Origin of the sequence: Cobetia sp. ICG0124 (assembly GCF_004006355.1) — a bacterium.
GTDB lineage: Bacteria > Pseudomonadota > Gammaproteobacteria > Pseudomonadales > Halomonadaceae > Cobetia > Cobetia marina.
Genome location: NZ_CP024893.1, coordinates 2,365,688 through 2,392,661 on the forward strand (window position 1 = coordinate 2,365,688; position 26,974 = coordinate 2,392,661).

A 26,974-nucleotide genomic window follows, 5' to 3' on the forward strand; every position below is an offset into this window, starting at 1 on the left:
TCATGTCCCGTCTGCTTCTCTGTGGTTTCGAGCCCTTCGGCCACGACAGCGTCAATCCGGCACTCAAGATCATCGAGCAGCTGGAGGGTCAGACCCTGGCCCTGCCGAATGGCTCATCGGACAGTGTCGAGATACGCACCTGCCGCGTGCCGGTGACGCGCTACGCCGCGATCGAGAGCGTGGTGGAGGCCATCGAGCGTCACGCCCCCGATACCGTGATCATGCTGGGCCAGGCGAGTGGTCGCAGCGCCATCACGCCGGAGCGCGTCGCCATCAATCTGGATGACTACCGCATCAAGGACAATGGCGGACACCAGCCGGTGGATGAACCCATCGAGGTCGCAGGGCCCGATGCCTGCTTCACCACCCTGCCCATCAAGGCGATGGTCAATGATCTTCAGGCAGCGGGTCTGCCGGCCAGCGTCTCCTATACCGCCGGCACCTTCGTCTGCAACCACCTGTTCTACGGCGTGCAACGCCATCTGGCGGACAGTCCGATCCGCTCCGGCTTCGTGCATATTCCGGCGCTCCCCGAGCAGAGCCTCGATGGCCGACTGCCGACCATGAGCCTGGAGAGCCTGCTGGAAGGCGTGCGCGTCCTCTGCATCAGCGCCATGACCCATCAGCAGGATGTGCGCATCGGCGGTGGCAACATCAGCTACGTCTCACCCGCCAGCCGGCATGCGTTACAATGCCGGCTTTCCCATTTCTGGCAGGTGGATACGATGACTCCCGAGACACACATCCTGGTGCTGTATACCGGCGGTACGCTGGGCATGGTCGAAAGCGAGCAGGGCCTGGTGCCGGCCGGAGACTTCGATGCGCGTCTGCGAGCAGCGCTGGAGGATCTGCCGCCCAGCCGTCGTGGCCGTCTGCCCGCCTTCACCCTGCGCGAATTCCCGCAACTGATCGACTCCTCCTCGGCGACGCCCGCTGACTGGCAGCAGATCGCGGGCGAGATCGCCGATGCCTATGACAGTTTCGATGGCTTCGTGGTGCTGCAGGGCACCGACACCCTCGCCTGGACGGCGTCAAGCCTCGCCTTCCAGCTCAAGGGCACCGCCCGCCCGGTGATCGTCAGTGGTGCCCAGCTGCCATTGGAGGCCGACGGCAGCGATGCTCTTGCCAATGTCGAACTGGCCCTCACCGCCGCCGCCCAACCGACCCTCAATGAGGTGGTGGTCGCCTTCGGCGGTCAGCTGCTGCGCGGCGTGTGCACCCGCAAGTGGTATACCCAGGATCACCGCGGCTTCACCACTCCCAATGCCCCCCTGCTGGGCGAGTGGGTCGATGACCGTGTGGTGGTCTATCCGGGCCGCCTGATGGATGACCAGGGGCCGGCCTTCGAATTGCCGGATTACGCCTGCCTCGGCCAGGATGCCGTCATCCGCCTGCCGCTCTACCCCGGCATCAGCGCCGAGAGCGTACGAGTGCAGTTGCTGCGCAGCGAAGTGAAGGGCGCGGTGCTGGAACTGTGGGGCAGCGGCAATCTGCCGGCGGATGCCGAGCTTCTGGGCGTGCTGGCCGATGCGCGCGGCGAAGGCAAGCTGCTGGCCGGCATCAGCCAGTGTCCGCATGGCCCGGTCAGCATCGGCCACTATGCGGCAGGCGCGGGCCTTGCCACCATCGGGGTACTGTCCGGTGATGACATGACGCTGGAGGCCGCCTTCACCAAGCTGCTGCATCTGGTCGCGCTCAATCAGGATGAGGACTGGCAGCGGGAACGCTTCCTGATGCCATGGGTAGGAGAGCGCGCCAGCGGCCTGCTGTAATCAGCCGGTGTTGCGCAGACCGGCCGAGATACCGGCCATGGTCACCATCAGGGCGCGCGACAGCTCGGCGGAGATGGCGCCATCGGCATCCCGGTTGCGCTGCAGAAGCTCGGCCTGCAGGCCATGCAACGGGTCGATGTAGGGGTTGCGAACATCGATGGCCTGACGGATCAGCGGCATGTGCTCCAGCAGCGTCTGTTGATCGCGGATCTCCAGCACCACCTTCTCCAGACGCTCGAGACGATCACGCAGCGACTGCCCCAGCTCCTTGAGCGCCGGCTCATCCACCAGACGTTGCTCGTAGTAGGCCGCCGTCGAGAGATCCGCCTTGGACAGCAGCATCTCCAGCATGTCGACATAGGTGGAGAAGAACGGCCAGTCGTTCATCATCTCGCGCAGGATTTCCAGCCCACCCTCTTCCTCGAGCCGATTGGCGAAGGCTTCGCCACTGCCAAGCCACGCCGGCAGCATCAGACGAATCTGGGTCCAGGCGAAGATCCACGGGATCGCCCGCAGCGTCTCGACGCCTCCGTCCTGACGACGCTTGGCCGGGCGTGACCCCAGCGGCAGGCGCGCCAGTGCCGTCTCCGGCGTGACCGAGCGGAAGTAAGGCACGAAGTTCGGGTCCTCGCGCACCACTCCGACATAGGCCTTGTGCGCGACGTCCGCGAGACGATTCATCTCGTCGCGCCATTCCTGACGCGGGGCGGGCGGCGGCAGCAGGCTGGCCTCGAGGACTGCACAGACATAGATCTCCATCGAGCGGCTGGCGATGTCCGGCAGGCCGAACTTGAAGCGGATCATCTCGCCCTGCTCGGTCACGCGCAGGGAACCGGTCACCGAGCCCGGCGGCTGCGAGAGGATCGCCGCATGTGCCGGACCGCCCCCGCGACCCACCGTGCCGCCACGACCATGGAAGAGCGTCAGTTCGACGCCGTGCCGCTTGGTGACATCCACCAGCGTCTCCTGAGCACGATACTGTGCCCAGGCCGCCGCCAGCTGGCCGGCATCCTTGGCGGAGTCGGAATAGCCGATCATCACTTCCTGACGATTGCCGGCGTGCTTGCGATAGATCGGCATGCCCAGCAGCGTGTCGATGACCGGGCCGGAGCGATCCAGGTCGTCCAGGGTCTCGAACAGCGGCGCGATGGGCAGGCGCACATCACCGCCCACCTCCTTCATCAGCAGCGCCACCGCCAGTACATCGGAGGCCTGGCCCGCCATCGAGATGATGTAGGTGCCCAGCGCCTCACGATGTTCACGCGCGATGACCTTGAAGGTATCCAGCACTTCGCGGGTATCGGTGGAGCACTCCCAATGACGCGGGATCAAGGGACGCTGACCGCCCAGCTCCCTGGCGAGGAATTCACAGCGCTTCTGCTCATCCCACTCGAAGTAGCTGCCCATGCCCAGCGACTGGGTCAGCTCGTCGAGCACCTGGGCGTGGCGCGTACTTTCCTGACGGATGTCGAGCTTGGTGAGAGTCACGCCGAAACAGGCCACGCGGCGCAGCGTGTCGAGCAAGGCGCCATTGGCGATGGTATCCAGTCCCACGTCACACAGCGAGCGGTAGCAGGCCAGCAGCGGTGCATAGAGCTGCTCACGCGTCTCGATGATGTCGAGCCCCTCGTGACGCTTGCCGTCCAGGCCAGCCTTGGCCCAGTCACGGGTGCTTTCCATGCGCAGGATCAGACGCCGCAGGATCTCGCGGTAAGGTTCCGCCACGTCGCCGGCCTCGGCACGCAGCGCCGCGGAGCACTTCCACATGGAGAGCTCGGACTTGAGCTGCTCGAGATCCCGCAGGTAGAGATCCGCCGCCATCCAGCGACCCAGCAGCAGCACGGTGCGGGTGACCCGCGCGGTGACATTCGGGTTGCCATCGCGGTCGCCCCCCATCCAGGAGGCGAAGCGCAGCGGCGCGGCGTCCAGCGGCAGACGCTCGCCGGCCGCCTCCAGTGTCATCTCGTCCAGCTGACGATGGAAGTCAGGCACCGCCTGCCACAGCGAATTCTCGATGGTGGCAAAGCCCCACTTGGCCTCGTCCACCGGGGTCGGGCGCTCGTGACGGATCTCGTCGGTATGCCAGGCCTGGCTGATCAGCTCAGAGAGGCGTGCACGCGCGAGCGTCGCCTGTTCCGGGCGATCACAGGCACCTTCCATCTGGGTCAGGCAGCCTTCGATGGCATCGTACTTCTGGATCAGGGTACGGCGGATGACTTCCGTCGGGTGGGCCGTCAGCACCAGCTCGACGCGCATCGCCGACAGCTCCTCGACGATCTTCTGGGCACTGAAGCCACGCTCACGGATACGCGTGATCAGCTCGCCCAGATCCGGCTGACTGCCGGGACGATAATCCTCGACACGCTTGAAGCGGCCGCGGTAGTGCTGCTCGGCGATGTTGGAAAGATTCAGAAACTGATTGAAGGCGCGGGTGACCGGCAGCAGATCGCTGTCGGGAAGGTCGCGCAGGTAATCGATCAACTCGCGGCGGGCCGCGAGGTCGCCTTGCTGGCCTTTCTTGGCCAGGGCGCGGATGCGTTCGATACGCTCGACGAAGTCATCGCCGAGGTCGGCCGCGATGGTCTGGCCGAGGTTGTCCCCGAGAATGCGCACATTGTCGCGCAACGATTCATGCAGGTCGTGACTCATGCAACCCTCCTTGGGAGTGACGGTGCCGCCGCGGGAATCATCCCCTGTCATCAGGGGCATTCAGTGAAAGGCCCGCGGCGCAGCAGACCGAAAAGCAGGACAAGGCACTTGCCCTGATCGCTTACCATCAGCATACGACCGCGGGCCTTGGCTCCACAATCCGACTATCGCGTAAACTTACTACATTTTTCTTTCTGCCGCCCGACGACGGCATCACATCACCTGACAAGCGGAGTCACCGCGCGCGCGTTCGACGAGCCATCCTCGAGACTCTCGGACTGACTGGCCGCCCGCTCCCGGCGCTTGGCCTCATCCCAGTGCGCATCCATCTCGGCGAGACTGGCCTCCTTCAGCGAACGCCCCTCTGCCGCAATCGCGGCTTCCACATGACGGAACCGGGACGCGAAACGGGCATTGGTCGCCCGCAGCTGCTGTTCCGGGTCCGCCTTGAGCGTCCGCGCCAGATTGACCACCGCGAACAGCAGATCCCCCACCTCCTCACGCGCATGGGCCTCATCGCCCTCGGCCAGCGCTTCCTCGACCTCGCCGAGTTCCTCGCGGATCTTGTCCAGCACGCCACTCGTATCCGGCCAGTCAAAGCCCGAACGTGAGGCCTTCTTCGAGAGCTTTGCCGCCCGCGTCAGCGCCGGCAGGCCCAGCGGCACGCCATCCAGCACGCTGACGTCAGCGGCCTGGCTGGCAGATGGCTCGCCGGACTCCTGCTGCTTGAGGGTCTCCCACTGGGCATTCAGCGACCCTGCGTCCACCTCATGCGTGGCGATGCCCTCACGGCGCGAAGCCAGAGTGCCATCCGGGAAGACATGCGGATGGCGGCGCAGCATCTTCTCGGTGAGCACATGGATGACGTCATGGAAGTCGAAACGCTGCTGCTCGCTGGCGATCTGGGCGTAGAACACGCCCTGAAAGAGCAGGTCGCCCAGCTCCGCCGGCAGCTCGTCGAGCACCTCGGCATCTGCCGCGGCCCGCTCGATCACGTCGGCGACTTCATAGGCCTCCTCCAGGGTGTGCGGCACCAGGCTCGCGTAGTCCTGTTTCAGATCCCACGGACAGCCGTACTGCGGGTCACGCAGCACGGCCATCAGGGTCAGCAGATCCTCAAGGCCATGGCGTCCGGGGGGAGTTGCGGCACTCATGACTTGTTGCCACCGACCCGCAGGCGCTTGACGTCGATGATGTTGGGCAGCTGCTGGATACGTGCGAACACGCGTCCCAGCACATCGAGGTTCTCGACCTCCAGCGTGATCCTGAGCGTGGCGATGTTGTCGAGCTGGTCGGTGCGCGTATTGACCGACAGCACATTGACCTTGTCGCCACTGAGCACATTGGTGACATCGCGCAGGAGCCCCGAGCGGTCCCAGGCCTGGATCTCGATATCCACCGGATACTGGCTGCGTGACCGCTGGCCCCAGTCGACATCGACGATGCGCCGCGGCTCGTCCGAGCGCAGCTGGATCAGGTTCGGGCAGTCCTGACGATGCACCGTCACGCCACGCCCCTGGGTGATGAAGCCAGCGATCTGATCCCCCGGCACCGGGTGGCAGCAATTGGCCATGGTGGTCTTCAGGTTGCCGACCCCCAGCACCATGACGGCGTCCGGCTTCTCCTTGCCCTGCGGCTTGCGCTGACGCAGCAGGCGCTCGAGCTGCTCCTGATCATCGGTGTCGCCGAACAGCTGCTGCGCCTGATGCAGCACCTGGCCGACCCGCAGGTCCCCCGCGCCGATGGCGGCGTACATGTCATCACGTGTCGGATAGTTGACGGCGTTGGCCAGCTTGTCGCGATCAAGGTTCTCCAGCGCCAGACGCGAGAATTCCTTCTCGAGCAGCGCCTTGCCCTCGTCGACGTTCTGATCCCGCGCCTGGAGCTTGAACCAGGTCTGGATCTTGGCGCGAGCGCGCGAGGTACGCACATAGCCCAGATTGGGGTTGAGCCAGTCACGACTCGGCCCGCCCTTGGTGGCCGTCAGGATCTCGACCTGCTGGCCGGTCTTGAGCTTGTAGGTCAGCGGCACGATACGGCCGTCAACCTTGGCACCACGACAGCGATGCCCCACCTCGGTGTGCACGCGATAGGCGAAGTCGATGGGCGTGGCGATCTTGGGCAGATCGATGACGTGCCCTTCCGGCGTGAAGACATAGATACGGTCAGGCGCCACGTCGGAACTCAGGCCCTGACGGATGGACTCCTGTCCCCCGCTCTCGCCGACCTCGTCCTGCCATTCGAGCACCTGACGCAACCAGGCGATCTTGTCCTCGTAGCTGCGACTCTTGTGGCCGACGTCGTGGCCCTTGTAACGCCAGTGGGCACACACGCCCAGCTCCGCCTCCTCGTGCATGTCGAAGGTGCGGATCTGGATCTCGATGACCTTGTTGCTGGGCCCGACCACTGCGGTGTGCAGCGACTGATAGCCATTCTTCTTCGGGTTGGCGATGTAGTCATCGAACTCGTGAGGCACGTGGTGCCAGCGCGAGTGGACGATGCCCAATGCCGTATAGCAGTCACTGACGGTGCCGACGAGAATCCGCACCGCACGCACGTCATACACCTGCGAGAAGGCGATGCGCTTGATCTTCATCTTCCGCCAGATGGAGTAGATGTGCTTGGCGCGGCCGGCGACATCGAAGTGCTTGATGCCCTGATCGCGCATCAGACTGCGCATCTCGACCAGCAGATCGGCGATGTAATGCTCGCGCTCCAGACGCTTCTCGGCCAGCTGCTTGGCGATGTTCTTGTATTCGGTCTCCTCGCGGTAGCGGAAGGACAGATCCTCCAGCTCCCACTTGAGCTGACCGATGCCAAGACGGTGAGCCAGCGGACCATAGATGTCGAAGACCTCATTGGCGACCCGCATGCGCTTCTCGCGCGGCGCATCCTTGACGTGACGCAGGGCGACGGTGCGCTCGGCGATCTTGATCAGCGCGATGCGCACGTCATCGATCATCGACACCAGCATCTTGCGCAGATTGTCCTGTTGATCGTGCTGCGCCATGCCATGACTGGGCGCCTGCAACTGACTGATGGCGGCCATGTTGAGCACGCCCTCGATCAGGCGTGCCACCTCGGCACCGAAGTGCTTGTCGATGGCCTCAAGCCCCAGGTGCCCCTCACGCACCGCGCGATAGAGCACTGCCGCCACCAGCGCAGGCTGGTCAAGCTTCAGCTCCGAGAGGATATCCGCCATCTCGAGACTGAAGCGGAAACTGACCAGCGGCTCACGCCAGGGCTTGTCGCCACGCGCATCCGCCTCACGCGCCACCTTCAATGCGACTTCACAGGCTCGCACCATGACCTCGGCATTCACCGACGGGACTTCCTCGCGCAGTCGCGCGACCCACACCGGGATGTCCACACCACCGCTATCGGTCAGCGGCTGATCTTCGCGCACCTTGACCATGACCCTATGTCCTTGAATATCTTGCCATCTTGATGACAGCGCCCGGGGGCGCCGTCTCAGTCTTCCATCCGCTCCAGCAGCAGCATCGATTCCAGATGTGCCGTGTGAACGAACATGTCCGCCATCAGCGCACGCGTGACACGATAGCCGGCGTCGGTGAGCATCTTCACGTCACGCATCAACGTGGTCGGGTCACAGGCGATGTACAGCACCCGTGCGGGTGCATGGGAGACCTTCCCGGCATGCAGGTGACGTGCCAGCTCATCGCATAGAGGCTGAGCGCCATCGCGCGGCGGGTCCAGTACCAGAAGGTCGATACCCTCGAGTGATGGCAGCGCACGACTGAGGTCGGCGCGTCGAGCGCTCACCTGAGGCAGCGCGTTGTGCTCGGCATTGGCGATCAGCTGATCCACCATGCCCTGGCTGCCTTCGATGCCGGTTACCTTCGCGGCCCCCGCTGCCGCCACGGCCAGCGTGAGATTGCCGACTCCGGCATAGAGGTCCATGACCGCAAGGCCACTGACGTCGCCCAGCCAGTCCAGCGCCGTATCCACCAGGCGCTGATTGAGCGCGGCATTGACCTGCACGAAGTCACCCGGCGAGAAGGCGAGACGCAGTGTCCGCTCGCCGACGCGCACGGAGTAGGCGGCGTCCGGCGTGCCGGCCAGCCATTCCAGCACCACCGGATCACGCCCGACTCGCCAGCCGACCACCAGCCCATGCTGTTCGGCAAAGGCCTGCCAGCGCTCGGCATCACGCGGCACGGCCTTGAGCTGTCGAATCACCAGGATGACCTGGTCATCCGCGGCCGTCAGCTCCAGATGGCCCAGACGCTTGGGCGCTTCCAGCGTATTGATCAGCTCGCGCAGCGGCGTGATCAGTCGATCCAGCGCCGGCACCAGCACGCTGCAGCTCTGGATATCCACCAGCTGATTGCTGCCACGGCCGCGGAAGCCCAGCTGGATCTCGCCGCTGTCCGTGACGCGCACCCCGAGGCGTGCACGCCGACGATAACGATGCTCGTCCTCGCCCAGTGGCTGGATATCCGCCAGCGCCACGCCATTGCGCTGTGCATGCTCACTGAGCACCTGCACCTTGTGGGTGCGCTGGGCCGGCAATGCCAGGTGCTGGAGATCACAACCACCACAGGTGCCAAAGTGCGCACACGGCGGCGTCACGCGACTCTCGGCAGCATTGTCCCGCGAGCGCACATGCGCCTCGTTGAAGCGCTTGTGGGTTCGGTGGATGGCCAGCGTGACCCGCTCACCGGGCAAGGCCTGGTCGATGAACTGGGTCTTGCCGTTCTCGTCATGCGCGACGCCTCGCCCATCATGCGCCAGACGTTCCACCGTCAGCCATTGGCTGTCGGCATCACTAACGTTGCGCGTCTCGCGACTGGCCACTTCCTTCTCACGACGCGTCGGTTTGCGCGCTGGGCGTTTCTGTCCGAGCAGTGCCATCAGAGGTCATCTCCGTGGGTGTAGAGGCCGGTCGACAGATAGCGGTCGCCACGGTCACAGACGATGAACACGATCACCGCGTTCTCGACCTGCTCCGCCACCGTGAGCGCCCCTGCCAGGGCGCCGCCGGAGGACACGCCCGCCAGAATGCCTTCCTCACGCGCCAGACGGCGCATGCAGACTTCAGCGTCCCGCTGAGCGATATCCAGGGTGCGGTCGATGCGCGAGGCATCGAAGATGCGCGGCAGATAGGCCTCGGGCCAACGACGGATGCCGGCGATGCTGGCGCCGTCCGCCGGTTGCAGTCCCACGATCTCGATGGCGGGATTCTGCTCCTTGAGATAGCGCGAGGTGCCCATGATGGTGCCGGTCGTGCCCATGGAGGAGACGAAATGCGTGATGCGTCCCTGAGTCTGTTGCCAGAGTTCCGGTCCGGTGGTGCGGTAGTGCGCCAGGGGATTGTCCTGATTGGCGAACTGATCAAGGGCCTTGCCCTCGCCACGCGCGATCATCCCATCGGCGATGTCCCGCGCGTGCTCCATGTTGTCTGCCTCGATCAGCGTCGCGCCATACGCGCCCATGGCCTGCTTGCGCTCGCTGGAGGCAGTGGAGGGCATCACCAGCACCATGCGGTAGCCCTTGATGGCCGCGACCATCGCCAGCGCGATGCCGGTGTTGCCGGAGGTGGCTTCCACCAGGGTGTCACCGGGCTGGATCTCGCCACGGGCCTCGGCTTCATTGAACATCGAAAGCGCCGGACGATCCTTCACGGAACCCGCGGGATTGTGGCCTTCCAGCTTGGCCAGCAAGACGTTGTTGCGACCGGCGGTGATACGCGTCAGGCGTACCAACGGCGTATTGCCGACGACATCGGCAAGACTGGGGAATTCAGTCGCGGCAAGGGGGTGTAGAAGATGTGCGCAGTATATCGCTCCCGCCGCCCCGTCGCGATGGACTGCCATGCTGCTTAGAACCCGCTTTCAGCTCGCGTTGCTTCTGCTGCCGCTTGCCACGAGCCTGCTGTTCAGCCTCTATGTGGTGGATCGTGAGATCAGTCGTGAACGCACCGCCATGATGCAGCGTCTGCAGGCCAGTGTGCAGGCGATCATGCCCGGGCTTGCCAATGCCGCCCTGGAAGCCGACGACCAGCGTCTGCATGAACTGGCACAGATGCTCATCGATCAACGCGACGTGCGAGGGTTGACGCTGCGAACCCCCGAGGGTGGCACCCTGCTTCACATGGGGCCGAGCCAACGTCCACAGACAAGCTCGCTGCTGGAAAGCGACGCCTATCCGCAAGCCCCCGACGCGCTGGTGCTGGTGACACCGGTGATCGACCCATGGCGGGAGGCACGACGCGGAGACCGCATCTCCTGGCTGATTCTCGAGGCCTCCGATACCCGTATCGTGCTGCACCGCTATCAGCTGCTGGTCGGCTATGGGCTGGCCAATCTGGTCTTCGGACTGGCACTGCTGCTGTTCGCCTACCATGCCTCACGTCGCATGCTGCAGCCCTTCCATGACCTTGGCGAAGCCATGACCCGCCTCGCGCGCGGCGAGACTCACCAGCGTCTACCGGTGCAGGGCAATGACGACATGAGCGAGCTGGCCGAGCACTACAATCTCAGCGTCGAGCAGCTCAAGCGCGCGCGGGAAGACATGCAGGACCAGATCGACCAGACGACGCGTGACCTGCACGAGTCGATGGAAACCGTCGAGATCAAGAACATCGAACTGGACATGGCACGCCGCAAGGCGCTGGAAGCCAACCGCATCAAGTCGGAATTCCTCGCCAACATGAGCCATGAGATCCGCACGCCGCTCAATGGCATCATCGGCTTCAGCAACCTGCTGGGGCGCAGTGACCTGGACAACCGCCAGCGCGACTGGCTGGGCCACATGCAGAACGCCTCCTCCTCGCTGATGTCATTGATCAATGACATCCTGGACTTCTCCAAGATCGAGGCCGGCAAGCTCGAACTCGAGAAGGTCCAGATGGACATCGAGCCGCTCATCGAGGAAGTGCTGGCGATGCACGCCCCGGAGGCGCATCGCAAGCATCTGCACCTGCTGGGGCTGGTCTACGATGACGTGCCACAACGCTTCGAGGGTGACCCGCTGCGCATCAAGCAGGTGGTCACCAATCTGGTGGCCAATGCGGTCAAGTTCACCGAACAGGGCGAAGTGATCGTCCGCGTGATGGTGGATGACCTATCCGGCAGCAGTACCCGCCTGAAGATTGCCGTGGCCGATACCGGCATCGGCATGGACAGTGCGCAACGCAACCGCCTGTTCCAGGCCTTCTCCCAGGGTGACCCGTCCCGCGCCCGCCAGTTCGGCGGCACCGGCCTGGGCCTGATGATCTCGAAGCGCCTGGTGGAGCAGATGGGTGGCGAGATCCAGGTCGAAAGCCTGCCCGGACATGGCTCCACCTTCCTGTTCAGCGTGCCGGTGGCCGTCAGCAGCATCGAGGAGCGCCCGCGCGAGATCGTCTTCGATCATCAGCGCATCTGTCTCATCGAGCCACACCCGGCCACGCGCCGCGCCCTGAGCTACCTGCTCTCGCGCTGGTCGCTGGACCTCGTCGGCATCGAGGAGCAGCCTGATCTCGTGGTAGTCGCCCTGGAAAGCCGTGACCTGAAGCGGCTGGAGGAATGGAGTCAGCGCCTCAAGCACCTGCCGTGTCGCGTGCTGTGTCTGCTGAATGCGCCACTGCCGGCCAATATCGAGGACCTGCAGCAATACGGGATCGACGAACTGCTCAGCAAGCCGGTCACACGCCTGCAGATGCGCCACAAGCTGGCCAACCTGCTGCATTCACCGCGGCGCGACGGAGACGCCGAACATGACGCGCAAGTGCGTGATGGTCGTCGATGACAACCCCTCCAATCGCCTGCTGGCCGAGGAACTGCTCACCGACATGGGACTGGATACCCTGGCCGCCCAGAGTGGCGAGGAAGCGTTGGCCCTGGCACAGCAGCAGCCGGTGGATGCGGTACTGATGGATATCCAGATGCCGGGCATGAACGGCCTGGAAGCCACCAAGGCTCTGCGCCATCAACAGCGCATGCGCCATGAGCACCTTCCCGTCATCGCGTTGACCGCGCACGCCCTGGCACACGAGCGCCGGGAGCTGCTGGCCGAGGGCATGGATGACTACCTCATCAAGCCGGTCGACGAGCACCTGCTGGCCAACATGCTGAGCCGTCACCTTGGCATCACGCTCAGCGTGCCGAGCAGGATGGCGAACTGCCCATCGTCGACATGGCACTGGGCATCGAGATGGCCGGCGGGCGCAAGGCGCTGGCCCTGGAGATGCTGGGACTGCTGATCAAGAGTCTGCCGGAGAGTGAGGTCACCATCCGCAGGGCCTGGGCGGTGCAGGATGGCGAGGCCATGCTCGATGGGGTGCACTATCTGAATGGCGCCTGCCGCTACTGTGGCGTGCCGCGCCTGGCACTGCTGGTCGAGGCGCTGGAGACACGCCTGCGCGTCAGTGGCCTGGATCAGCTGGAGGACGACGTCGCCGCGCTGTTCGATGCCATCGCAAGCCTTGCCCAGTGGGCGCAGAGCGAGGAAGCCAAGCGCTCCAGCACCACGAAGGCGATGGCCTGATCACGCTCATCACTGATCGACAGATGCAGATGACGAATCCCGGCACGTGCAGTCAGCGCTTCCGCCTCATCTGACAGCACGAAGGACGGCTTGCCCAACGCATCGTTCACCACCTGGATCTGGGTGAAACGCATGCCCTGGCGCAGCCCGGTGCCCAGCGCCTTGACGAAGGCTTCCTTGGCCGCGAAACGCTTGGCCAGAAAAGCCGCCGGCTGGGGGTGATCCGCGAAGCGTGCCAGCTCCTGCGCTCCGAGCAGACGCCGAGCGAAGCGCTCTCCGTGACGTGCCATGCCGGCCTCGAAACGCTCGATTCGCGCGATGTCCGTGCCTATCCCGACGATCATCCGCAGCAGCCTGACCTCCTGCACGTGCTCATGATCCTCATCGTGCTCATGGTCATGGTCGTGTGCATCCAGCGCTGCCATCAGCCCCGCTTCCTGTCCGGCGATGCACAGGCGCTTCATCTCGATGACGGCCTCCTTGAGGCCGACGAACATGGCACGCGCGATGATCGCATGGCCGATGTTCAACTCGTTCAGCCCCGAGATGCCCGCGATGGCCTCGACGTTGTGATAGTTGAGACCATGCCCGGCATTGACGATCAGGCCCAGCTCGTTGGCGAGCTCGGCTGCAGCCGCGATGCGCTCGAATTCGACACGCGCCGCTTCACCGCTGGCATCCGCGTAGGCACCGGTGTGAAGCTCGACGACTGGCGCCCCGGCCTCGAAGGCGGCCCGAATCTGCTCAGGCTCCGGGTCGATGAACAGCGAGACTTCACAGCCCGCCGCCGCGAGACGCTCACAGGCCGCACGGATGCGTTCCAGATCCCCGGCGACATCCAGACCACCCTCGGTGGTCAGTTCCTCGCGCTTCTCCGGCACCAGGCAGACATTGGCCGGACGCACTTCCTCGGCCAGCGCCAGCATCTCGTCACTGACGGCCATCTCGAGATTCATGCGCGTATTGAGCACCTCGGCCAGAAGACGCACGTCGCGCTCCTGGATATGGCGACGGTCTTCACGCAGGTGCACGGTGATGCCATCGGCGCCGGCTTCCTCCGCGACCAGCGCGGCCTGGACCGGGTCCGGATAACGGGTGCCACGCGCCTGGCGCAGAGTGGCGATGTGGTCAATATTGACCCCGAGCAGGATACGCAGCGGGTGCATGATCAGCTCCTAGCGATGGAGATGGAAACATCATCCCGTCTGACGACTTTCACGTCGCCGGGCGGTCAGCTGACGCATCAGTTCACGCGAGCGCAGCGGACGCTCTCCCAGCAATGGCGCCAGTGCGCGCCGCGCCAGCCATAGACTCTCGCGCGACAGGCCGGCGTGCCCCCAGTCCTCACTGGCCAGCAGCTTCAAGGCACGCCCCTCGATACCTGCCGCCCCCTCGGGTTGGGCGCGAAAACGCCGCTCGCTGGCGACATAGTCGTAGCGCACGTCGGGCATCAGAGGGGCATCCTCCAGCGTACGAAACTGCGGCAATTGCTCAAGGGCTTCCAGCAGGGTGTATTCCAGTCGCCTGAGTGCCGGGGCGCGACGAGCAGGCAGCGCCACGTCATCCAGGGTCAGCGAATAGAGGGCGAACAGCTCCGGTACCGGCATTTCCACCGGCAAGGTGCGCGTCAATAGCTCATTGGCATAGAAGCCACACAGAAGCCCTTCCCCCGCCAGCAGACTGGCGCTGCCGCCGGTCTCCATCAGGTTGAGCGTCTTGAGATCGCTTTCCCCGCGCCAGGTGACGTGCAGGGGAGTGAACGGCTGCAGTCGCGCCCGCGACTTGCTGCCCGGACGCTGGACACCGCGTGCCACCGCGCGCACCCGACCATGCTCGAGGGTCAGCAACTCGATGATGGCACTGGTTTCACGATACGGCTTGCGATGCAGCAGGAAGGCCGGTTGCGGCGTCATCGGACAGGCTCACGACAGACATCAGTCCTTGTCGTGGGTGTAACCCAGGCTTTTCAGGGCGCGCTCGTCATCCGACCAGCCACGCTTGACCTTGACCCACAGGTTGAGCATCACCTTGGCATCGAAGGCACGCTCCATCTCGAGACGCGCTTCGCGACCGATGTTCTTGATGCGCTCGCCATTCTCGCCGATCAGGATCTTCTTCTGGCCCTGACGCTCGACCATCATCAGCGCGCTGATGTGCAGCGTGCCGCGCTGATCGGTCTTGAATTCCTCGATCTCGACGGTCATCTGGTACGGCAGTTCGTCACCCAGCTGACGCATCACCTTCTCGCGCACCAGCTCGGAGGCCAGGAAACGTGAGCTCTTGTTGGTGATCTGATCATCCGCGAACATGTGCTCGCCGTGCGGCAGACGCCCCATCACGTTCTCGAGCAGCAGGTCGATGTTGGTGCCATTCTTGGCCGACATCGGGATGATGGCCGCGAAGTCACGACGCTCCTGAAGACTCTGGAGCCAAGGGGCCAGAGTGGTCTTGTCCTTCAGCCAGTCGATCTTGTTGACGACGAGAATCACCGGCGCCTTCACGTGGGCCAGCTTCTCGAGCACGATCTGGTCTTCTTCCATCCAGCGGGTGCGGTCGACGATGAACACCACGGCGTCCACATCGCGCAGCGCCTGGGTGGCGGTCTGGTTCATGAAGCGGTTGATCGCCTTGTTGCGATCGCGCTGCATGATGTGGATCCCCGGGGTATCGACGAAGACGCACTGGGTGCCGTCCTCGGTGTGGATGCCCATCACCTGGTGACGTGTGGTCTGCGGACGACGCGAGGTGATCGAGACCTTCTGGCCCAGGATGTGGTTCATCAGCGTCGACTTGCCGACATTGGGGCGCCCGACGATGGCGACGAAGCCACAGCGGGTATCCGGCAGCGGCTGATCGCTGACACCGGCGGCCGCCAGCATGCCCTCGAGGGCATCGGCGTTGCCGGTGTGCGTCTCGGTAGAGGCATCAGGGGCGTCGCCGCTCGGGGTGACGTTGTCTTCTGGGGTATGGCTCATGAGCGGCCTCCGCGGGCAGGTTCGAGCAGTTGCAGCGCGAACTCGGCCGCCTGCTGTTCAGCATGGCGACGGCTGGAGCCGACGCCTGTGGTCTTGGTGTCGATCATCTCGACGTGGCAATCGACGCTGAAGGTCTGCGAATGCGCTTCGCCTTCGACGCTGGTCACCTCATAGCGCGGCAGGGCCGCCTGACGCGATTGCAGGAATTCCTGCAGACGTGTCTTGGGATCTTTCTGGGTGTCCTGAAGGTTCAACGCCTCAAGACGGCTGTCGTACCAGCGCAGCACGTGTTCACGCACGACCTGCATGCCAGCATCCAGATAGATGGCACCGATCACGGCTTCCACGGCGTCAGCCAGGATGGATTCGCGACGATGACCGCCGCTCTTCATCTCGCCGGAGCCCAAGCGCAGGTTCTCGCCCAGCTTGAACTCACGGGCAAGCTCCGCCAGGGTCTGGCCCTTGACCAGACGCGCACGCAGGCGTGACAGCTGGCCCTCACGGGCCTGGGGGAAGCGCAGGAACAGCGCTTCGGCGATCACGAAATTGACGATGGAATCGCCAAGAAACTCGAGCCGCTCATTGTTCTGGCCACCATAGCTTCGATGGGTCAATGCCAGTTCCAACAGACTGGCATCCTCGAAGGTGTGGCCGATACGCTTTACAAAGGCATTCAGCGGGCTACTCACAGGTCTCCCTACTCTCTTTTTGTCGCTGACGCCCGCAGGCGTCCTGTCGAATGGTGCATCAGTCTTGACGGCTGATGCCTGTCGTCATCGACATGCTTCGCGATGCCCGAAGCCTACACGGCTTGAGGAGTTGCCGATCGCCACCATCCCAATCCGATATTCGTCAGCCGCGCTGCCCGCAGGCTCGTGGCCTCGGGTCCGACATGATGAACAGCAGGTTGACATGGCAGGCACGACGCATCGTCCCATGTCGAAGCGGCGCTGCCAGACACGACCGGGCCGCCTCTCGGCGGCCCGGTCAATGCACTGATCAATGAATCAGGCGTACCGAGGAAAAGTCCGGGAATCCGTCCTTCCAGTGCATCCACACCGCGACCGCCTTGCCGACGATGTTCTCTTCCGGCACGAAGCCCCAGTAGCGGCTGTCGTTGGAATGGTCGCGGTTGTCACCCATCACGAAGTACTGCCCTTCAGGCACCCGGATCTCGCGCATCTGCGGACCGGGGTCCTGAGGGTTATTGTAGATTTGATGGGCGTGTTTCCCCAGTGTCTCATCCAGCAGACTCTCGCCGGGCTGCTCACTGACGTTGCGCGCATTGAGCGTCTTGCTGACCGCCTGACCATTCACGTAGAGCTGCTTGCCCTCATAGCGAATGGTGTCACCGGGCAGACCGACGACGCGCTTGATGAAGTTGGTGGACGGGTCCTCCGGGAAACGGAACACCATCACGTCACCACGCTCGGGCTCGCCGACCTCCAGCACCTTGGTGTCGACCACCGGCAGGCGCAGGCCATAGTCATACTTGTTGACCAGGATGAAGTCGCCGATCTTGAGCGTCGGCAGCATCGAGCCGGAGGGAATCTGGAACGGCTCATAGGCGAATGAGCGCACCACCAGCACCAGCAACAGTACCGGAAAGAACGACTTGGCATAGTCCACCAGCCACGGGTCCCGCGTCAGCTTCTCACGCGTACCACTGTCCAGCTCCCCTTCGACGGATGCCTCGGCCTTGGCCAGACGCGCCTTGCGCGCACCGCGCAGGGCAATCAGATCTATCAGCCACACCACGCCGGCTACCGCTACGGCAATCACCAATACTAGCGAGAAATCCATCGTCATCCCTGTCTGCCCTGGGTCTTGGGGCAGGCCGCCAGCCGGCGGCCTGCATCAGTCGTTCATCTTGAGCACGGCAAGGAAGGCGTCCTGGGGAATTTCCACCCGGCCGACCTGCTTCATGCGCTTCTTGCCCGCTTTCTGCTTCTCGAGCAGCTTCTTCTTGCGGCTGACGTCGCCGCCGTAGCACTTGGCGGTCACGTTCTTGCGCAGCGCCTTCACGGTGGAGCGTGCCACGACCTGACCTCCGACGGCCGCCTGGATCGCCACGTCGAACATCTGACGCGGGATCAGTTCCTTCATCTTCTCGACCAGCAGTCGGCCACGGCCGTGAGCATGGTCGCGGTGGATGATGGCCGCCAGCGCATCGACGCGATCGCCATTGATCAGCACGTCCAGACGTACCAGCTTGGCCGCCTCGAAACGCTCGAAGCTGTAATCCAGAGAGGCATAGCCCTTGGAGATGGACTTGAGGCGATCGAAGAAGTCCATCACGACCTCGGCCATCGGCAGCTCGTAGACCAGCTGGATCTGGCTGCCCAGGAACTGCATGTCGAGCTGGACGCCGCGACGATTGACGCACTCGGTGATGACGTTGCCGACGTATTCCTGTGGCACGAGGATGGTGGCGCGGCAGATCGGCTCACGCAGTTCATCGACGTTGGCCATGTCCGGAAGCTTCGAGGGGTTGGACACCGGCAGCACTTCGCCGTTGTCCATCAGCACCTCGTAGATCACCGTCGGCGCAGTCGTCAGCAGGTCGAGATTGTACTCGCGCTCCAGACGCTCCTGGATGATCTCCATGTGCAGGGTGCCCAGGAAGCCGACGCGGAAGCCGAAGCCCAGTGCGTCGGAGTTCTCCGGCTCGTAATCCAGCGAGGCATCGTTGAGCGCCAGTTTCTGCAGCGCGTCACGGAAGTCCTCGTAGTCATCGGAGCTGATCGGGAACATGCCGGCGTAAACCTGCGGCTTGACCTTCTGGAAGCCCGGCAGACGCTCGACCTTGTCGGCCGTCTTGGTGTGCACGATGGTGTCACCCACCGGCGCGCCCATGATGTCCTTGATGCCGGCGACGATGAAGCCTACCTCGCCGGCACGCAGCACACCGGTTTCCTTGCGCTTGGGCGTGAAGATACCGATCGCGCCGGTTTCCCAGTCGCGGCCGGTGGACTTCAGGCGGATCTTCTCACCCTTCTTCAGGGTGCCGTCGAAGATACGCACCAGCGAGACGACGCCGAGGTAGTTGTCGAACCAGGAGTCGATGATCAACGCCTGCAGCGGCGCTTCCGGATCGCCCTTGGGCGGCGGAATGTCACGCACCAGACGTTCGAGCAGCGCTTCCATGCCCATGCCGGACTTGGCCGACACCTGACAGGCATCCGTCGCGTCCAGACCGATGATCTCCTCGATCTCCTGGGAGACCTTCTCCGGGTCCGCCTGCGGCAGATCCATCTTGTTGAGGACCGGCAGCACCTCGAGGCCCTGCTCGATGGCGGTGTAGCAGTTGGCCACCGACTGGGCTTCGACGCCCTGACCGGCATCCACCACCAGCAGCGCCCCTTCACAGGCATACAGCGAGCGCGAGACTTCATAGGAGAAGTCGACGTGGCCCGGGGTATCGATGAAGTTCAGCTGATAGGTATTGCCATCATCGGCGTGGTAGTCGAGGGTCACCGACTGAGCCTTGATGGTGATGCCGCGCTCACGCTCGATGTCCATCGAGTCAAGCACCTGCTCCTTGAGCTCACGGTCACTCAAGCCTTCGCACAGCTGAATGATGCGGTCAGCCAGCGTGGACTTGCCGTGGTCGATGTGGGCGATGATTGAAAAGTTGCGGATATGCTTCAAGGACGGCGGCGTTACGCGTTCGGTCATGGATCACTGCTCTGTATTTGTGCCCGTCTCCGTGAAATCACACGGCCAACACGGGAGACGACGGAAATCGAATTGCACGCATTGTACAGTCCGACTTGAGGCGATGATAGAAGGCGTTACCTTTTGCACCTCTCTCACCCAGCCCGCGCATGCGCAAAGCGATGTACAGCGGGCGACCGTTGCGCACCAGGCGCAGCGAGACCGGGCGATCCGCCGGCAGCTTGGCCACCACGTCACGCAGCGACTGCACGCTGGTCAACGGCTGCTGATTGAGCTCGACCAGCACATCGCCGGCAGTGATGCCCGCCTCTGCCGCCACGCCCTGTGGGTCGACCTCCAGCACCTTGACGCCATTGTCGAGGTTCATGTCTGCCAGCGCCGCCTTGCCAAGCTCGGTCACGGCAATGCCCAGGCCTTGCTTGTCATTGCTGGCAGCGGCGATCTTGTCCTGATCGCTGCCCGGCCAGTGACCTACCTTGGCCTGCAGGGTCTGATGCTTGCCATCTCGCAGGATGGAAAGCTTGAGCGAATCCCCCGGCGAGCTGGCACCGACCATGCGCGGCAGATTGGCGGAGGTTTCCACCTCATCGCCATCGACCGCCATGATGATGTCGCCCGCCTTGAGGCCGGACGCTGCGGCCGGGCCATCCGGGTCAAGATCGGCGATCAGCGCGCCACGCGCCCGGTCCAGCCCGAAGGATTCGGCCAGATCCTTGGATACCGGCTGGATGACGACCCCCAGCCAGCCACGATCGACGCGACCATCGGTCTTGAGCTTGTCGGCCACATCCATCGCCACATTGATGGGAATCGCGAAGCTCACCCCCATGAAGCCACCGGAGCGGGTGTAGATCTGGGAGTTGATTCCGACCACGTCTCCCTCGAGATCAAACAGCGGCCCCCCGGAGTTGCCCGGGTTGATCGCGACATCCGTCTGGATGAAGGGCACATAGGCATCCGAGGGCAGCGTGCGATCGATGGCACTGACGATCCCCGCCGTGACGGAGTGATCGAAGCCGAACGGCGAGCCGATGGCCGCCACCCACTGACCGACTTCCAGGGCATCACTGTCGCCCATCGGCAGAGTGGGCAGATCATCCGCCTTGACCTTGAGCAGCGCGATATCGGTCTTCTTGTCCTCGCCGACCACCTGAGCCTTCAGCTCCCGACGGTCATTCAGGCGCACCATCACCTCGTCGGCACCATCCACGACGTGGGCGTTGGTCATGATGTAGCCATCGTCGGAGATGATGAAGCCGGAGCCGAGGCTGGAGCGCTTCTCGATCCCCCCACGCCCCTGACCGGGGAACTGATCACCGAAGAAGTGCTTGAAGAACTCCGGCATTTCCTGGCCATCCGGGCCACGGAACACCGGGCCCGAGGTACGTTTGATCTCGGTGGTGGTCGCGATGTTGACCACGGCAGGCGCCGAATCCTTGACCAGCTGGGTAAAATCGGGAAGTTCACGCGCCTGGGCCATCTGGGCACCCATCAGGGCAGCCATGGCCAACGCGGGCGCCATCAGGCGAGAAAGCGATTTCATCGATGCGACTCCTGGTACGTCCTGTCAGCCTTGATGGCCAGCGAGTCCACTCCCAGGCGACGCAGCAGGCGGGGACGATACAGCGCCTGCTGCTCAGGACGCGCGGCATGCCAGCGCACCACGCCCAGCCCCGCCGCCAGCGAGAGCGCAAAGCCCAGCGGCACCACCAGAGCCCCTGCGCCTGCCAGCTGCTCGGCCACGATACCGCCGAGCATGCCACTCATCAGCGGCAGGCCATACAGCAGTCCGGCACTGCGCAGGAAGGCGGATTCGTCGATACCGATCACGACCCGTTCGCCGACCATCGGCCACGCCTCGCCAAGCGGCACATGAATCAGCACGCGGTGTGCCTTGCGGCGCGAGAACTGGCTCAACAGCCCGCTCCCGCAACTGCTGCGAGCCTTGCAGGCTCCGCAGGTGGAGCGGCGCTGGGTCTCGACCCACACCCCTTCCCTGCCATGACCGGTGACCTGCCCTTCTTCCTGCATCATCTTGCCGACTCCTGAAACGCCACCCTCCACCTCGCGTCTCGACCCCCTGCACGGGGTCACCCTCAAGGCGTTGCTGACCTGGCTGGTCGACCATTACGGATTCGAGACGCTGGGCGAACTGATCCCCATCAATTGCTTCCTGAGTGACCCCAGCATCAACTCCAGCCTCAAGTTCCTGCGACGCACGCCCTGGGCACGCGCCAAGGTCGAGGCGCTCTACATCCAGACGGCAGATCGCTATCTACATGACTGAGGCGGAGAGTGGCCACACCGCCAGGTGACGGCGCTGACCGGACGCGACCAGGATATGCGGGCGCAACCAGAATATGCGGGCGCAACCAGGATATGCAGACGCAAAAAGAGGGGCAGCCATTGGCTGCCCCTCTTTTCCTGTCGCCACTTGCTGCTTTCACCTACCCTGGCAACGACGCCATCGCAGGCCAGTCATCCCGCGAAGGTTACTGGGCGACATCCTGCAGACTGATCCATTCGCTGCGCTCCGGCACGGGGCCGCGCTCGGACGACTTGCTCAGGTACGCTTCAAGCAGTCGACGCTGGGCAAGATCCGCCGCCGCGACGTTGCTGGACGACATGCCGGATTCATAACCGCCATTCTGCGGGGCCATGAACATGGGACGCGACGGAGAAGCCGTCACGCCGACCTGCATCAGGCCGCCTGCAGCACTCGGTTGTGCCCACTGGGAAGCCTCGGCATTCACGGACGGCTGGCTGACCTGATGCACCGCGCCCTGGCGCCCCTGCAGGCCTGAAGCCCCGCTGGCCAGCTCCGCGCCTGAGCCGTTGAGGCTCGGCACGCCGGTGTCAGTGCCGTTGAAGACCTGCACACCGGTGATCACCATCACCGCGACACCCGCCGCGATCGCGGCAGAGCCTGCGAAGGAGAAGAGGCTGCGGCGCTCGGCCACGGGTTCGGCAACCGGCGCTTCACGGGAGATCATCTCGACCTCGGCACTCACGGCCGCCGAGATATCCATGGTGAAGCTGCTCTCGCGCTCGCGGTGCATGACGCTGCGCGCAAGATGATAGCGACGCCAGGTGTCTGCCGCCTCAGGCGATTCGTCGAGCCCCTTGAGGACACGTCGCAGATCCAGCTCGTCACCCTCCGCATCCATCAGCGCGGACAGCGACTCCTTCACGGATTCGGTGGTCTTAAGATTCATGCGTAAATACCCTCACACTCGACAGCTGCACACTATGATCACGCGCGCGCCAGTTCGTTCCGCGATTCATTCAGAAAACATTCACTTTTCATGCACTATCTGAACAAGCCATTGTTTTTGATGAGTTTTCTCGACAGATCAGTCAGCTACCGCCCCAGCTGCAGCAGGACTGAGCAGCCCCTGGATGGCCTTGTCCACCGATTCGCGAGCACGGAAGATGCGTGAGCGAACGGTCCCCACCGGGCACTGCATCACCTCGGCGATATCCTCATAGGACAGACCGTCGAACTCGCGCAGCGTGATGGCGGTGCGCAGGTCTTCCGGCAATTTCTCGATAGCATCGAACACCACCTTCTCCAGCTCGTCACGCGCCATGGCCGCTTCCGGTGTCTCGACATCCGCCAGACGCCCGGACTGATCCAGCACCTCGGCATCCCCGATGTCCAGATCCGTCCCCGGGGGACGCCGCCCCCGCGAGACCAGATGATTCTTGGCGGTATTGATGGCGATGCGATACATCCAGGTATAGAAGGCGCTCTCCGCCCGGAAATTGGGCAAGGCGCGATAGGCCTTGATGAAAGCTTCCTGGGCGACATCCTGGACTTCGGCATGATCATGCACATAACGGCTGATCAGGCCGAGAATCTTGTGTTGATACTTGTTGACCAGCAGATCGAAGGCGCGGTTATCCCCTTTCTGGGCGCGCTCGACCAGCTGCTGATCTGTCTCATTGACACTCATTCACTCGCTCCCTCCGCGGGAGTGGAGGCACCGCTCCCGTTCGGGCGACCAAAATCAACGCACAGTGTTCCTGTTTATCATTTGCACGGCAAGACACGTGGTGGCCAAAGCCACAGGTTTTCCATGCCTACGCCTGAGATGACCGTGTTTGGCGACGCTGACTCGCTCAAGTGTAACGATTACTTTACGACTGACTGCGGACCGAACAACGCTCAGGACACCGTCATGTCAGAACAGCACGTCAACAACCTCAACGTCCTGTCCCAGGATGTACTGATCACTCCGCAGGCGCTCAAGCAGGACATCCCGCTGACCGACAAGGCCGAGCAGACCGTCATCGAAGGCCGTCGCACCATCCAGCGCATTCTGGACGGCGAGGATCCGCGCCTGCTGGTGGTGGTCGGCCCCTGCTCCATCCATGACCTGGACGCCGCCCGCGACTATGCTCGCCGCCTGAAGGTGCTCGCGGAAGAGGTCAAGGACAGCCTCTACATCGTGATGCGCGTCTACTTCGAGAAGCCGCGCACCACGGTCGGCTGGAAGGGATTGATCAACGACCCGCACCTCAACGATTCCTTCGAGATCGAGGAAGGCCTGCACATCGCCCGCGGCCTGCTGGTCGAACTGGCCGAGATGGGCCTGCCGCTGGCCACTGAAGCGCTGGACCCGATCTCCCCGCAGTACCTGCAGGACTGCATCAGCTGGTCCGCCATCGGCGCGCGCACCACCGAATCCCAGACTCACCGTGAGATGGCGTCTGGCCTCTCATGCCCGGTCGGCTTCAAGAACGGCACCGACGGCTCGCTGGATGTCGCCGTCAACGCCCTGCAGTCCGTCTCCCACGGCCACAACTTCCTGGGCATCAATCAGGCCGGTCAGGTCGCGATCATCCGCACCCGCGGCAACGCCTACGGCCACGTCGTGCTGCGGGGTGGCAACGGCAAGCCGAACTATGACAGCGTCAGTGTCGCCCTGGCCGAGCAGGAACTGGCCAAGGCCGGCGTCACCGCCAATCTGATGGTCGACTGCTCCCACGCCAACTCCAACAAGGACCCGGGCCTGCAGCCGCTGGTGCTGGAAAACGTCACTCAGCAGATTCTCGAGGGCAACCGCTCCATCATGGGCCTGATGGTCGAGTCGCACATCAACTGGGGCGCCCAGAAGATCAATGCCGACCGCAGCAAGATGGAATATGGCGTTTCCATCACCGATGCCTGCATCGACTGGGCGACCACCGAAGAGACCTTCAAGACCATGGACACCAAGCTCAAGGACGCCCTGCGCGCCCGTCTCGAGCAGTCCGCCGAAGCCTGATCAGTTCTGACGTACGCCGTCAATCTCGCGCACGAAGGGCGGCAATGCCTCGATCAGCTGCTGACCGTAACGCTTGGTCAGAATGCGCCGATCCAGAATCGTGATGCGCCCCTCATCGGCCTCCTTGCGGATCAGGCGCCCGCAGGCCTGTACCAGCTTGATGGACACATCGGGCACCGCGATGCGCATGAACGGATTGCCGCCTCGCGACTCGATCCACTCTGCAAGCGTCGCACCGACCGGGTCATCCGGCACCGCGAACGGCAGCCGCGTGATCACCACATGGGTCAGGTACTTGCCGGGCAGATCGATCCCCTCGGCGAAGCTCGCCAGACCGAAGATGATGCTGCCGCGACCACCATCCACCGCCTTGCGGTGCTGACTGAGCAGCTCGTGCTTGGGCAGGCGACTCTGGGCCAGCACCCGCTTGCGGGTCTCGTTGTCCAGCGCCTTGTTGACCGCCGCCAGCTGCTTGCGCGAACTGAACAGCACCAGCACCGCCTCGCGCACATCCAGCGCATTGACGAAATCGACGATCGCCTGCTCATGCGGGCCGGGCGGCGACGGTTCTACCGCCTCGCGCGGGATGGCCAGCACCGCCTTGCCATAATCGAACGGGCTGGGCAGTCGCTGATAGCGATAGCGATTGGCCAGACCAGCGCGCTCCTGCAGGCGCTCGAAGCGGTTGAGCGCCGTCAGGGTCGCGGACGTCAGTACCGCGCCGAAACAGGTCCCCCACAGGTGGCGCGCCAGGGTCTCCGCCGCCGAGACGGGGCTGGCCGAGACGGTCATCTCCGGTTCGCCATTGAAGCGCTCGAAGGTCAGCCAGCGCGCATGCGGCGGGCCATCCGCGGGGTCGCTCAGGCCGATGGCCTCCCACAGCGCATGGGCTTCCAGCGCACGTCCATGCAGCAGGGCCACCAGCGGCAACCAGTCCTCAGCATTCTCCTTGGGCAGGCCTGTCGCCTTCTCCGGGTCCAGACTCTCGCGCAGGATATCGGCGATCTGCTCCAGCGCCCGTGACAGCTCCGCGAAGCCCTTGAGCAGATTGTGCCCCAACTCCTTGAGCGCCTGCGGTGCCTGGCCGCGCTCGAAACGATGATTGGTGGCATCATCGCCCGCCCCCTCCGGCAGGTCAGCCAGCTGGTGGCCCAACCCGAACACCTCGCCCAGCCGCGGCTCGATGTCGGCCAGCAACTCCGGCATGCGCGCCAGCAGGCGCCCGATGGTCGGCTGACTGCCCAGCGCCGCGTTCAGCTCGGTGAGCGACTTCTTGAGATTGCCCAGCCAGCGCAGCGTCTGATTGATCGGCGTGCGGTGGTGGAAGTGATCCAGCGCCTTGTCCGGCAGGTGATGCGCCTCATCGAAGACGTAGATGCAATCACTGGGCGAGGGCAGCACCAGCCCGCCGCCCAGCGAGAGATCCGCCAGCACCAGATCATGGTTGGCGACGATGATGTCGGCCTGCTCCAGCTGACGGCGGGCACGGAAGAAGGCGCACGCCGAGAAGTGGCTGCAGCGGCGATTGGTGCACTGGCGGTGGTCCGTGGTCAGCCGCGCCCAGTCGCGATCCTCGACCTGCAGCGGCCAGCTGTCGCGGTCCCCGGCCCACTCGCCGCTGGCATAGTCCTCGGCCATCTTGCCGGCCAGCTCCACGAAGCTGCCGCCATCGCTGGCGATCATGTCGCGCTCGAACAGCGCCATGGTCGGGTTGTCCTCGACGCCTTCCAGCGCCTGATCCAGCTTCTGTACGCACAGATAGCGCCGCCGCCCCTTGGCCAGCGCATAGTCGAAGGTCAGCCCCGAATGCTTCTTGAGCGCCGGCAGGTCCTGATGCATGACCTGCTCCTGCAACGCGATGGTCGCGGTGGAGACCACCAGCCGCTTGCCGCGTGCCTTGGCGACCGGCAGCGCGGAGAGCAGGTAGGCGAGCGTCTTGCCGGTACCGGTACCGGCCTCCAGCACGCAGACGTGCTCGTTGCCGAGGCGATACCCTTCCGGATTCTGCTCGATGTTGCCCAGGGTGCGTGCAATCTCGGCGATCATCAGCCGCTGTCCATAGCGCGGCGTCAGCTCAAGCCCCTCAAGCAGCTTGCGATAGGCGGTCTGAATCTCGCCCTTGAGACTGTCTTCCAGCATT

The 26,974-nt window shown here is 64.0% G+C and carries 22 protein-coding genes and 1 pseudogene; 6 read left to right on the top strand and 17 right to left on the bottom strand.

Annotation, left to right across the window (positions count from 1 at the left end; translation table 11 throughout):
* Window positions 1-2 precede the first annotated feature (2 nt).
* On the top strand, window positions 3-1,772 hold the full coding sequence (pcp, locus tag CU110_RS18020; RefSeq protein ID WP_205694034.1) for a pyroglutamyl-peptidase I: 1,770 nt from the start codon (window positions 3-5) through the stop codon (window positions 1,770-1,772).
* Here the strand turns inward: pcp and ppc are convergent, their stop codons facing one another.
* From ppc to cysM, 5 genes are all read right to left on the bottom strand, one after another.
* The gene (gene ppc / locus CU110_RS11110) at window positions 1,773-4,421 is read right to left on the bottom strand and encodes a phosphoenolpyruvate carboxylase (RefSeq protein WP_077372197.1); all 2,649 of its coding nucleotides are present in this window, start codon (window positions 4,419-4,421) and stop codon (window positions 1,773-1,775) included.
* Between the two features lie 218 nt (window positions 4,422-4,639).
* Window positions 4,640-5,575: a nucleoside triphosphate pyrophosphohydrolase gene (mazG, locus tag CU110_RS11115; RefSeq protein ID WP_084209114.1), complete on the bottom strand. Its 936-nt coding sequence runs from the start codon at window positions 5,573-5,575 to the stop codon at window positions 4,640-4,642.
* Window positions 5,572-7,836 carry a GTP diphosphokinase gene (gene relA / locus CU110_RS11120; protein ID WP_077372191.1) on the bottom strand — a complete coding sequence of 755 codons (2,265 nt, stop codon included), beginning with the start codon at window positions 7,834-7,836 and terminating at the stop codon, window positions 5,572-5,574. The genes mazG and relA overlap by 4 nt, the downstream gene beginning before the upstream one ends.
* Window positions 7,837-7,892: 56 nt before the next feature.
* A complete protein-coding gene (gene rlmD / locus CU110_RS11125; RefSeq protein ID WP_084209115.1) occupies window positions 7,893-9,296 on the bottom strand; it encodes a 23S rRNA (uracil(1939)-C(5))-methyltransferase RlmD in 1,404 nt (467 codons plus the stop codon).
* Window positions 9,296-10,258 carry a cysteine synthase CysM gene (gene cysM / locus CU110_RS11130; protein WP_127736016.1) on the bottom strand — a complete coding sequence of 321 codons (963 nt, stop codon included), beginning with the start codon at window positions 10,256-10,258 and terminating at the stop codon, window positions 9,296-9,298. Before cysM ends, rlmD begins: the two co-directional genes overlap by 1 nt.
* Here cysM and CU110_RS11135 point away from each other — a divergent pair.
* The 3 genes from CU110_RS11135 to CU110_RS11145 are packed head-to-tail and all read left to right on the top strand — an operon-like array spanning window position 10,257 to window position 12,911.
* Window positions 10,257-12,173 carry an ATP-binding protein gene (locus tag CU110_RS11135; RefSeq protein ID WP_127736019.1) on the top strand — a complete coding sequence of 639 codons (1,917 nt, stop codon included), beginning with the start codon at window positions 10,257-10,259 and terminating at the stop codon, window positions 12,171-12,173. The genes cysM and CU110_RS11135 overlap by 2 nt on opposite strands.
* Window positions 12,142-12,627: a response regulator gene (locus CU110_RS11140; RefSeq protein ID WP_164850359.1), complete on the top strand. Its 486-nt coding sequence runs from the start codon at window positions 12,142-12,144 to the stop codon at window positions 12,625-12,627. The genes CU110_RS11135 and CU110_RS11140 overlap by 32 nt, the downstream gene beginning before the upstream one ends.
* Window positions 12,561-12,911, top strand: coding sequence for an Hpt domain-containing protein (locus CU110_RS11145; RefSeq protein ID WP_127736025.1), 351 nt, complete (start codon window positions 12,561-12,563; stop codon window positions 12,909-12,911). Before CU110_RS11140 ends, CU110_RS11145 begins: the two co-directional genes overlap by 67 nt.
* Here CU110_RS11145 and acpS read toward each other — a convergent pair.
* The 9 genes and pseudogenes from acpS to CU110_RS11190 all read right to left on the bottom strand — a co-directional run bounded on the left by acpS (window position 12,803) and on the right by CU110_RS11190 (window position 21,598).
* The gene (gene acpS / locus CU110_RS11150) at window positions 12,803-13,255 is read right to left on the bottom strand and encodes a holo-ACP synthase (protein ID WP_127736028.1); all 453 of its coding nucleotides are present in this window, start codon (window positions 13,253-13,255) and stop codon (window positions 12,803-12,805) included. The genes CU110_RS11145 and acpS overlap by 109 nt on opposite strands.
* Window positions 13,252-14,077, bottom strand: a pseudogene (gene pdxJ, locus CU110_RS11155) (pyridoxine 5'-phosphate synthase). Before pdxJ ends, acpS begins: the two are co-directional and overlap by 4 nt.
* Window positions 14,078-14,107: 30 nt before the next feature.
* Complete coding sequence (recO, locus tag CU110_RS11160) at window positions 14,108-14,824, bottom strand: DNA repair protein RecO (protein ID WP_077372173.1); 717 nt, start codon at window positions 14,822-14,824, stop codon at window positions 14,108-14,110.
* A 21-nt stretch (window positions 14,825-14,845) separates the two neighbouring features.
* Complete coding sequence (gene era, locus CU110_RS11165; protein ID WP_077373161.1) at window positions 14,846-15,790, bottom strand: GTPase Era; 945 nt, start codon at window positions 15,788-15,790, stop codon at window positions 14,846-14,848.
* A 92-nt stretch (window positions 15,791-15,882) separates the two neighbouring features.
* Window positions 15,883-16,575 carry a ribonuclease III gene (gene rnc, locus CU110_RS11170; protein WP_077372170.1) on the bottom strand — a complete coding sequence of 231 codons (693 nt, stop codon included), beginning with the start codon at window positions 16,573-16,575 and terminating at the stop codon, window positions 15,883-15,885.
* Window positions 16,576-16,885: 310 nt separating this feature from the next.
* Window positions 16,886-17,689, bottom strand: coding sequence for a signal peptidase I (lepB, locus tag CU110_RS11175; RefSeq protein WP_077372167.1), 804 nt, complete (start codon window positions 17,687-17,689; stop codon window positions 16,886-16,888).
* 54 nt (window positions 17,690-17,743) lie between these two features.
* Window positions 17,744-19,564, bottom strand: coding sequence for a translation elongation factor 4 (gene lepA, locus CU110_RS11180; RefSeq protein ID WP_084209117.1), 1,821 nt, complete (start codon window positions 19,562-19,564; stop codon window positions 17,744-17,746).
* 37 nt (window positions 19,565-19,601) lie between these two features.
* Window positions 19,602-21,107 carry a DegQ family serine endoprotease gene (locus CU110_RS11185; protein ID WP_127736031.1) on the bottom strand — a complete coding sequence of 502 codons (1,506 nt, stop codon included), beginning with the start codon at window positions 21,105-21,107 and terminating at the stop codon, window positions 19,602-19,604.
* The gene (locus tag CU110_RS11190) at window positions 21,104-21,598 is read right to left on the bottom strand and encodes a SoxR reducing system RseC family protein (RefSeq protein ID WP_127736034.1); all 495 of its coding nucleotides are present in this window, start codon (window positions 21,596-21,598) and stop codon (window positions 21,104-21,106) included. Before CU110_RS11190 ends, CU110_RS11185 begins: the two co-directional genes overlap by 4 nt.
* Window position 21,599: 1 nt before the next feature.
* On the opposite strand from CU110_RS11190, the gene CU110_RS11195 reads away from it, so the two are divergent.
* Window positions 21,600-21,851, top strand: a complete 252-nt coding sequence (locus tag CU110_RS11195; RefSeq protein WP_127736037.1) for a VF530 family protein — start codon at window positions 21,600-21,602, stop codon at window positions 21,849-21,851.
* 205 nt (window positions 21,852-22,056) lie between these two features.
* Here the strand turns inward: CU110_RS11195 and CU110_RS11200 are convergent, their stop codons facing one another.
* A complete protein-coding gene (locus tag CU110_RS11200; protein WP_127736040.1) occupies window positions 22,057-22,779 on the bottom strand; it encodes a sigma-E factor negative regulatory protein in 723 nt (240 codons plus the stop codon).
* 138 nt (window positions 22,780-22,917) lie between these two features.
* Window positions 22,918-23,520 (bottom strand): RNA polymerase sigma factor RpoE, encoded by a 603-nt coding sequence (rpoE, locus tag CU110_RS11205; RefSeq protein WP_077372152.1) that lies wholly within the window; start codon window positions 23,518-23,520, stop codon window positions 22,918-22,920.
* Window positions 23,521-23,745: 225 nt separating this feature from the next.
* Between rpoE and CU110_RS11210 the strand changes: the two genes are divergently transcribed.
* Window positions 23,746-24,834: a 3-deoxy-7-phosphoheptulonate synthase gene (locus CU110_RS11210; protein ID WP_077372149.1), complete on the top strand. Its 1,089-nt coding sequence runs from the start codon at window positions 23,746-23,748 to the stop codon at window positions 24,832-24,834.
* Here the strand turns inward: CU110_RS11210 and dinG are convergent, their stop codons facing one another.
* Entirely contained in the window at window positions 24,835-26,973 is a 2,139-nt protein-coding gene (dinG, locus tag CU110_RS11215) for an ATP-dependent DNA helicase DinG (RefSeq protein ID WP_084209120.1), read from the bottom strand.
* Between the last annotated feature and the right edge of the window lies 1 nt (window position 26,974).

Excerpts from the sequence above, each read along its gene's own strand:
- pcp (WP_205694034.1), top strand. The coding sequence starts at position 3 with ATGTCCCGTCTGCTTCTCTGTGGTTTCGAGCCCTTCGGCCACGACAGC.
- ppc (WP_077372197.1), bottom strand. The coding sequence starts at position 4,421 with ATGAGTCACGACCTGCATGAATCGTTGCGCGACAATGTGCGCATTCTC.
- mazG (WP_084209114.1), bottom strand. The coding sequence starts at position 5,575 with ATGAGTGCCGCAACTCCCCCCGGACGCCATGGCCTTGAGGATCTGCTG.
- relA (WP_077372191.1), bottom strand. The coding sequence starts at position 7,836 with ATGGTCAAGGTGCGCGAAGATCAGCCGCTGACCGATAGCGGTGGTGTG.
- rlmD (WP_084209115.1), bottom strand. The coding sequence starts at position 9,296 with ATGGCACTGCTCGGACAGAAACGCCCAGCGCGCAAACCGACGCGTCGT.
- CU110_RS11135 (WP_127736019.1), top strand. The coding sequence starts at position 10,257 with ATGCTGCTTAGAACCCGCTTTCAGCTCGCGTTGCTTCTGCTGCCGCTT.
- cysM (WP_127736016.1), bottom strand. The coding sequence starts at position 10,258 with ATGGCAGTCCATCGCGACGGGGCGGCGGGAGCGATATACTGCGCACAT.
- CU110_RS11140 (WP_164850359.1), top strand. The coding sequence starts at position 12,142 with ATGACGCGCAAGTGCGTGATGGTCGTCGATGACAACCCCTCCAATCGC.
- CU110_RS11145 (WP_127736025.1), top strand. The coding sequence starts at position 12,561 with ATGGCACTGGGCATCGAGATGGCCGGCGGGCGCAAGGCGCTGGCCCTG.
- acpS (WP_127736028.1), bottom strand. The coding sequence starts at position 13,255 with ATGATCGTCGGGATAGGCACGGACATCGCGCGAATCGAGCGTTTCGAG.
- recO (WP_077372173.1), bottom strand. The coding sequence starts at position 14,824 with ATGACGCCGCAACCGGCCTTCCTGCTGCATCGCAAGCCGTATCGTGAA.
- era (WP_077373161.1), bottom strand. The coding sequence starts at position 15,790 with ATGCTGGCGGCCGCCGGTGTCAGCGATCAGCCGCTGCCGGATACCCGC.
- lepB (WP_077372167.1), bottom strand. The coding sequence starts at position 17,689 with ATGGATTTCTCGCTAGTATTGGTGATTGCCGTAGCGGTAGCCGGCGTG.
- lepA (WP_084209117.1), bottom strand. The coding sequence starts at position 19,564 with ATGACCGAACGCGTAACGCCGCCGTCCTTGAAGCATATCCGCAACTTT.
- CU110_RS11185 (WP_127736031.1), bottom strand. The coding sequence starts at position 21,107 with ATGAAATCGCTTTCTCGCCTGATGGCGCCCGCGTTGGCCATGGCTGCC.
- CU110_RS11190 (WP_127736034.1), bottom strand. The coding sequence starts at position 21,598 with ATGATGCAGGAAGAAGGGCAGGTCACCGGTCATGGCAGGGAAGGGGTG.
- CU110_RS11200 (WP_127736040.1), bottom strand. The coding sequence starts at position 22,779 with ATGAATCTTAAGACCACCGAATCCGTGAAGGAGTCGCTGTCCGCGCTG.
- rpoE (WP_077372152.1), bottom strand. The coding sequence starts at position 23,520 with ATGAGTGTCAATGAGACAGATCAGCAGCTGGTCGAGCGCGCCCAGAAA.
- CU110_RS11210 (WP_077372149.1), top strand. The coding sequence starts at position 23,746 with ATGTCAGAACAGCACGTCAACAACCTCAACGTCCTGTCCCAGGATGTA.
- dinG (WP_084209120.1), bottom strand. The coding sequence starts at position 26,973 with ATGCTGGAAGACAGTCTCAAGGGCGAGATTCAGACCGCCTATCGCAAG.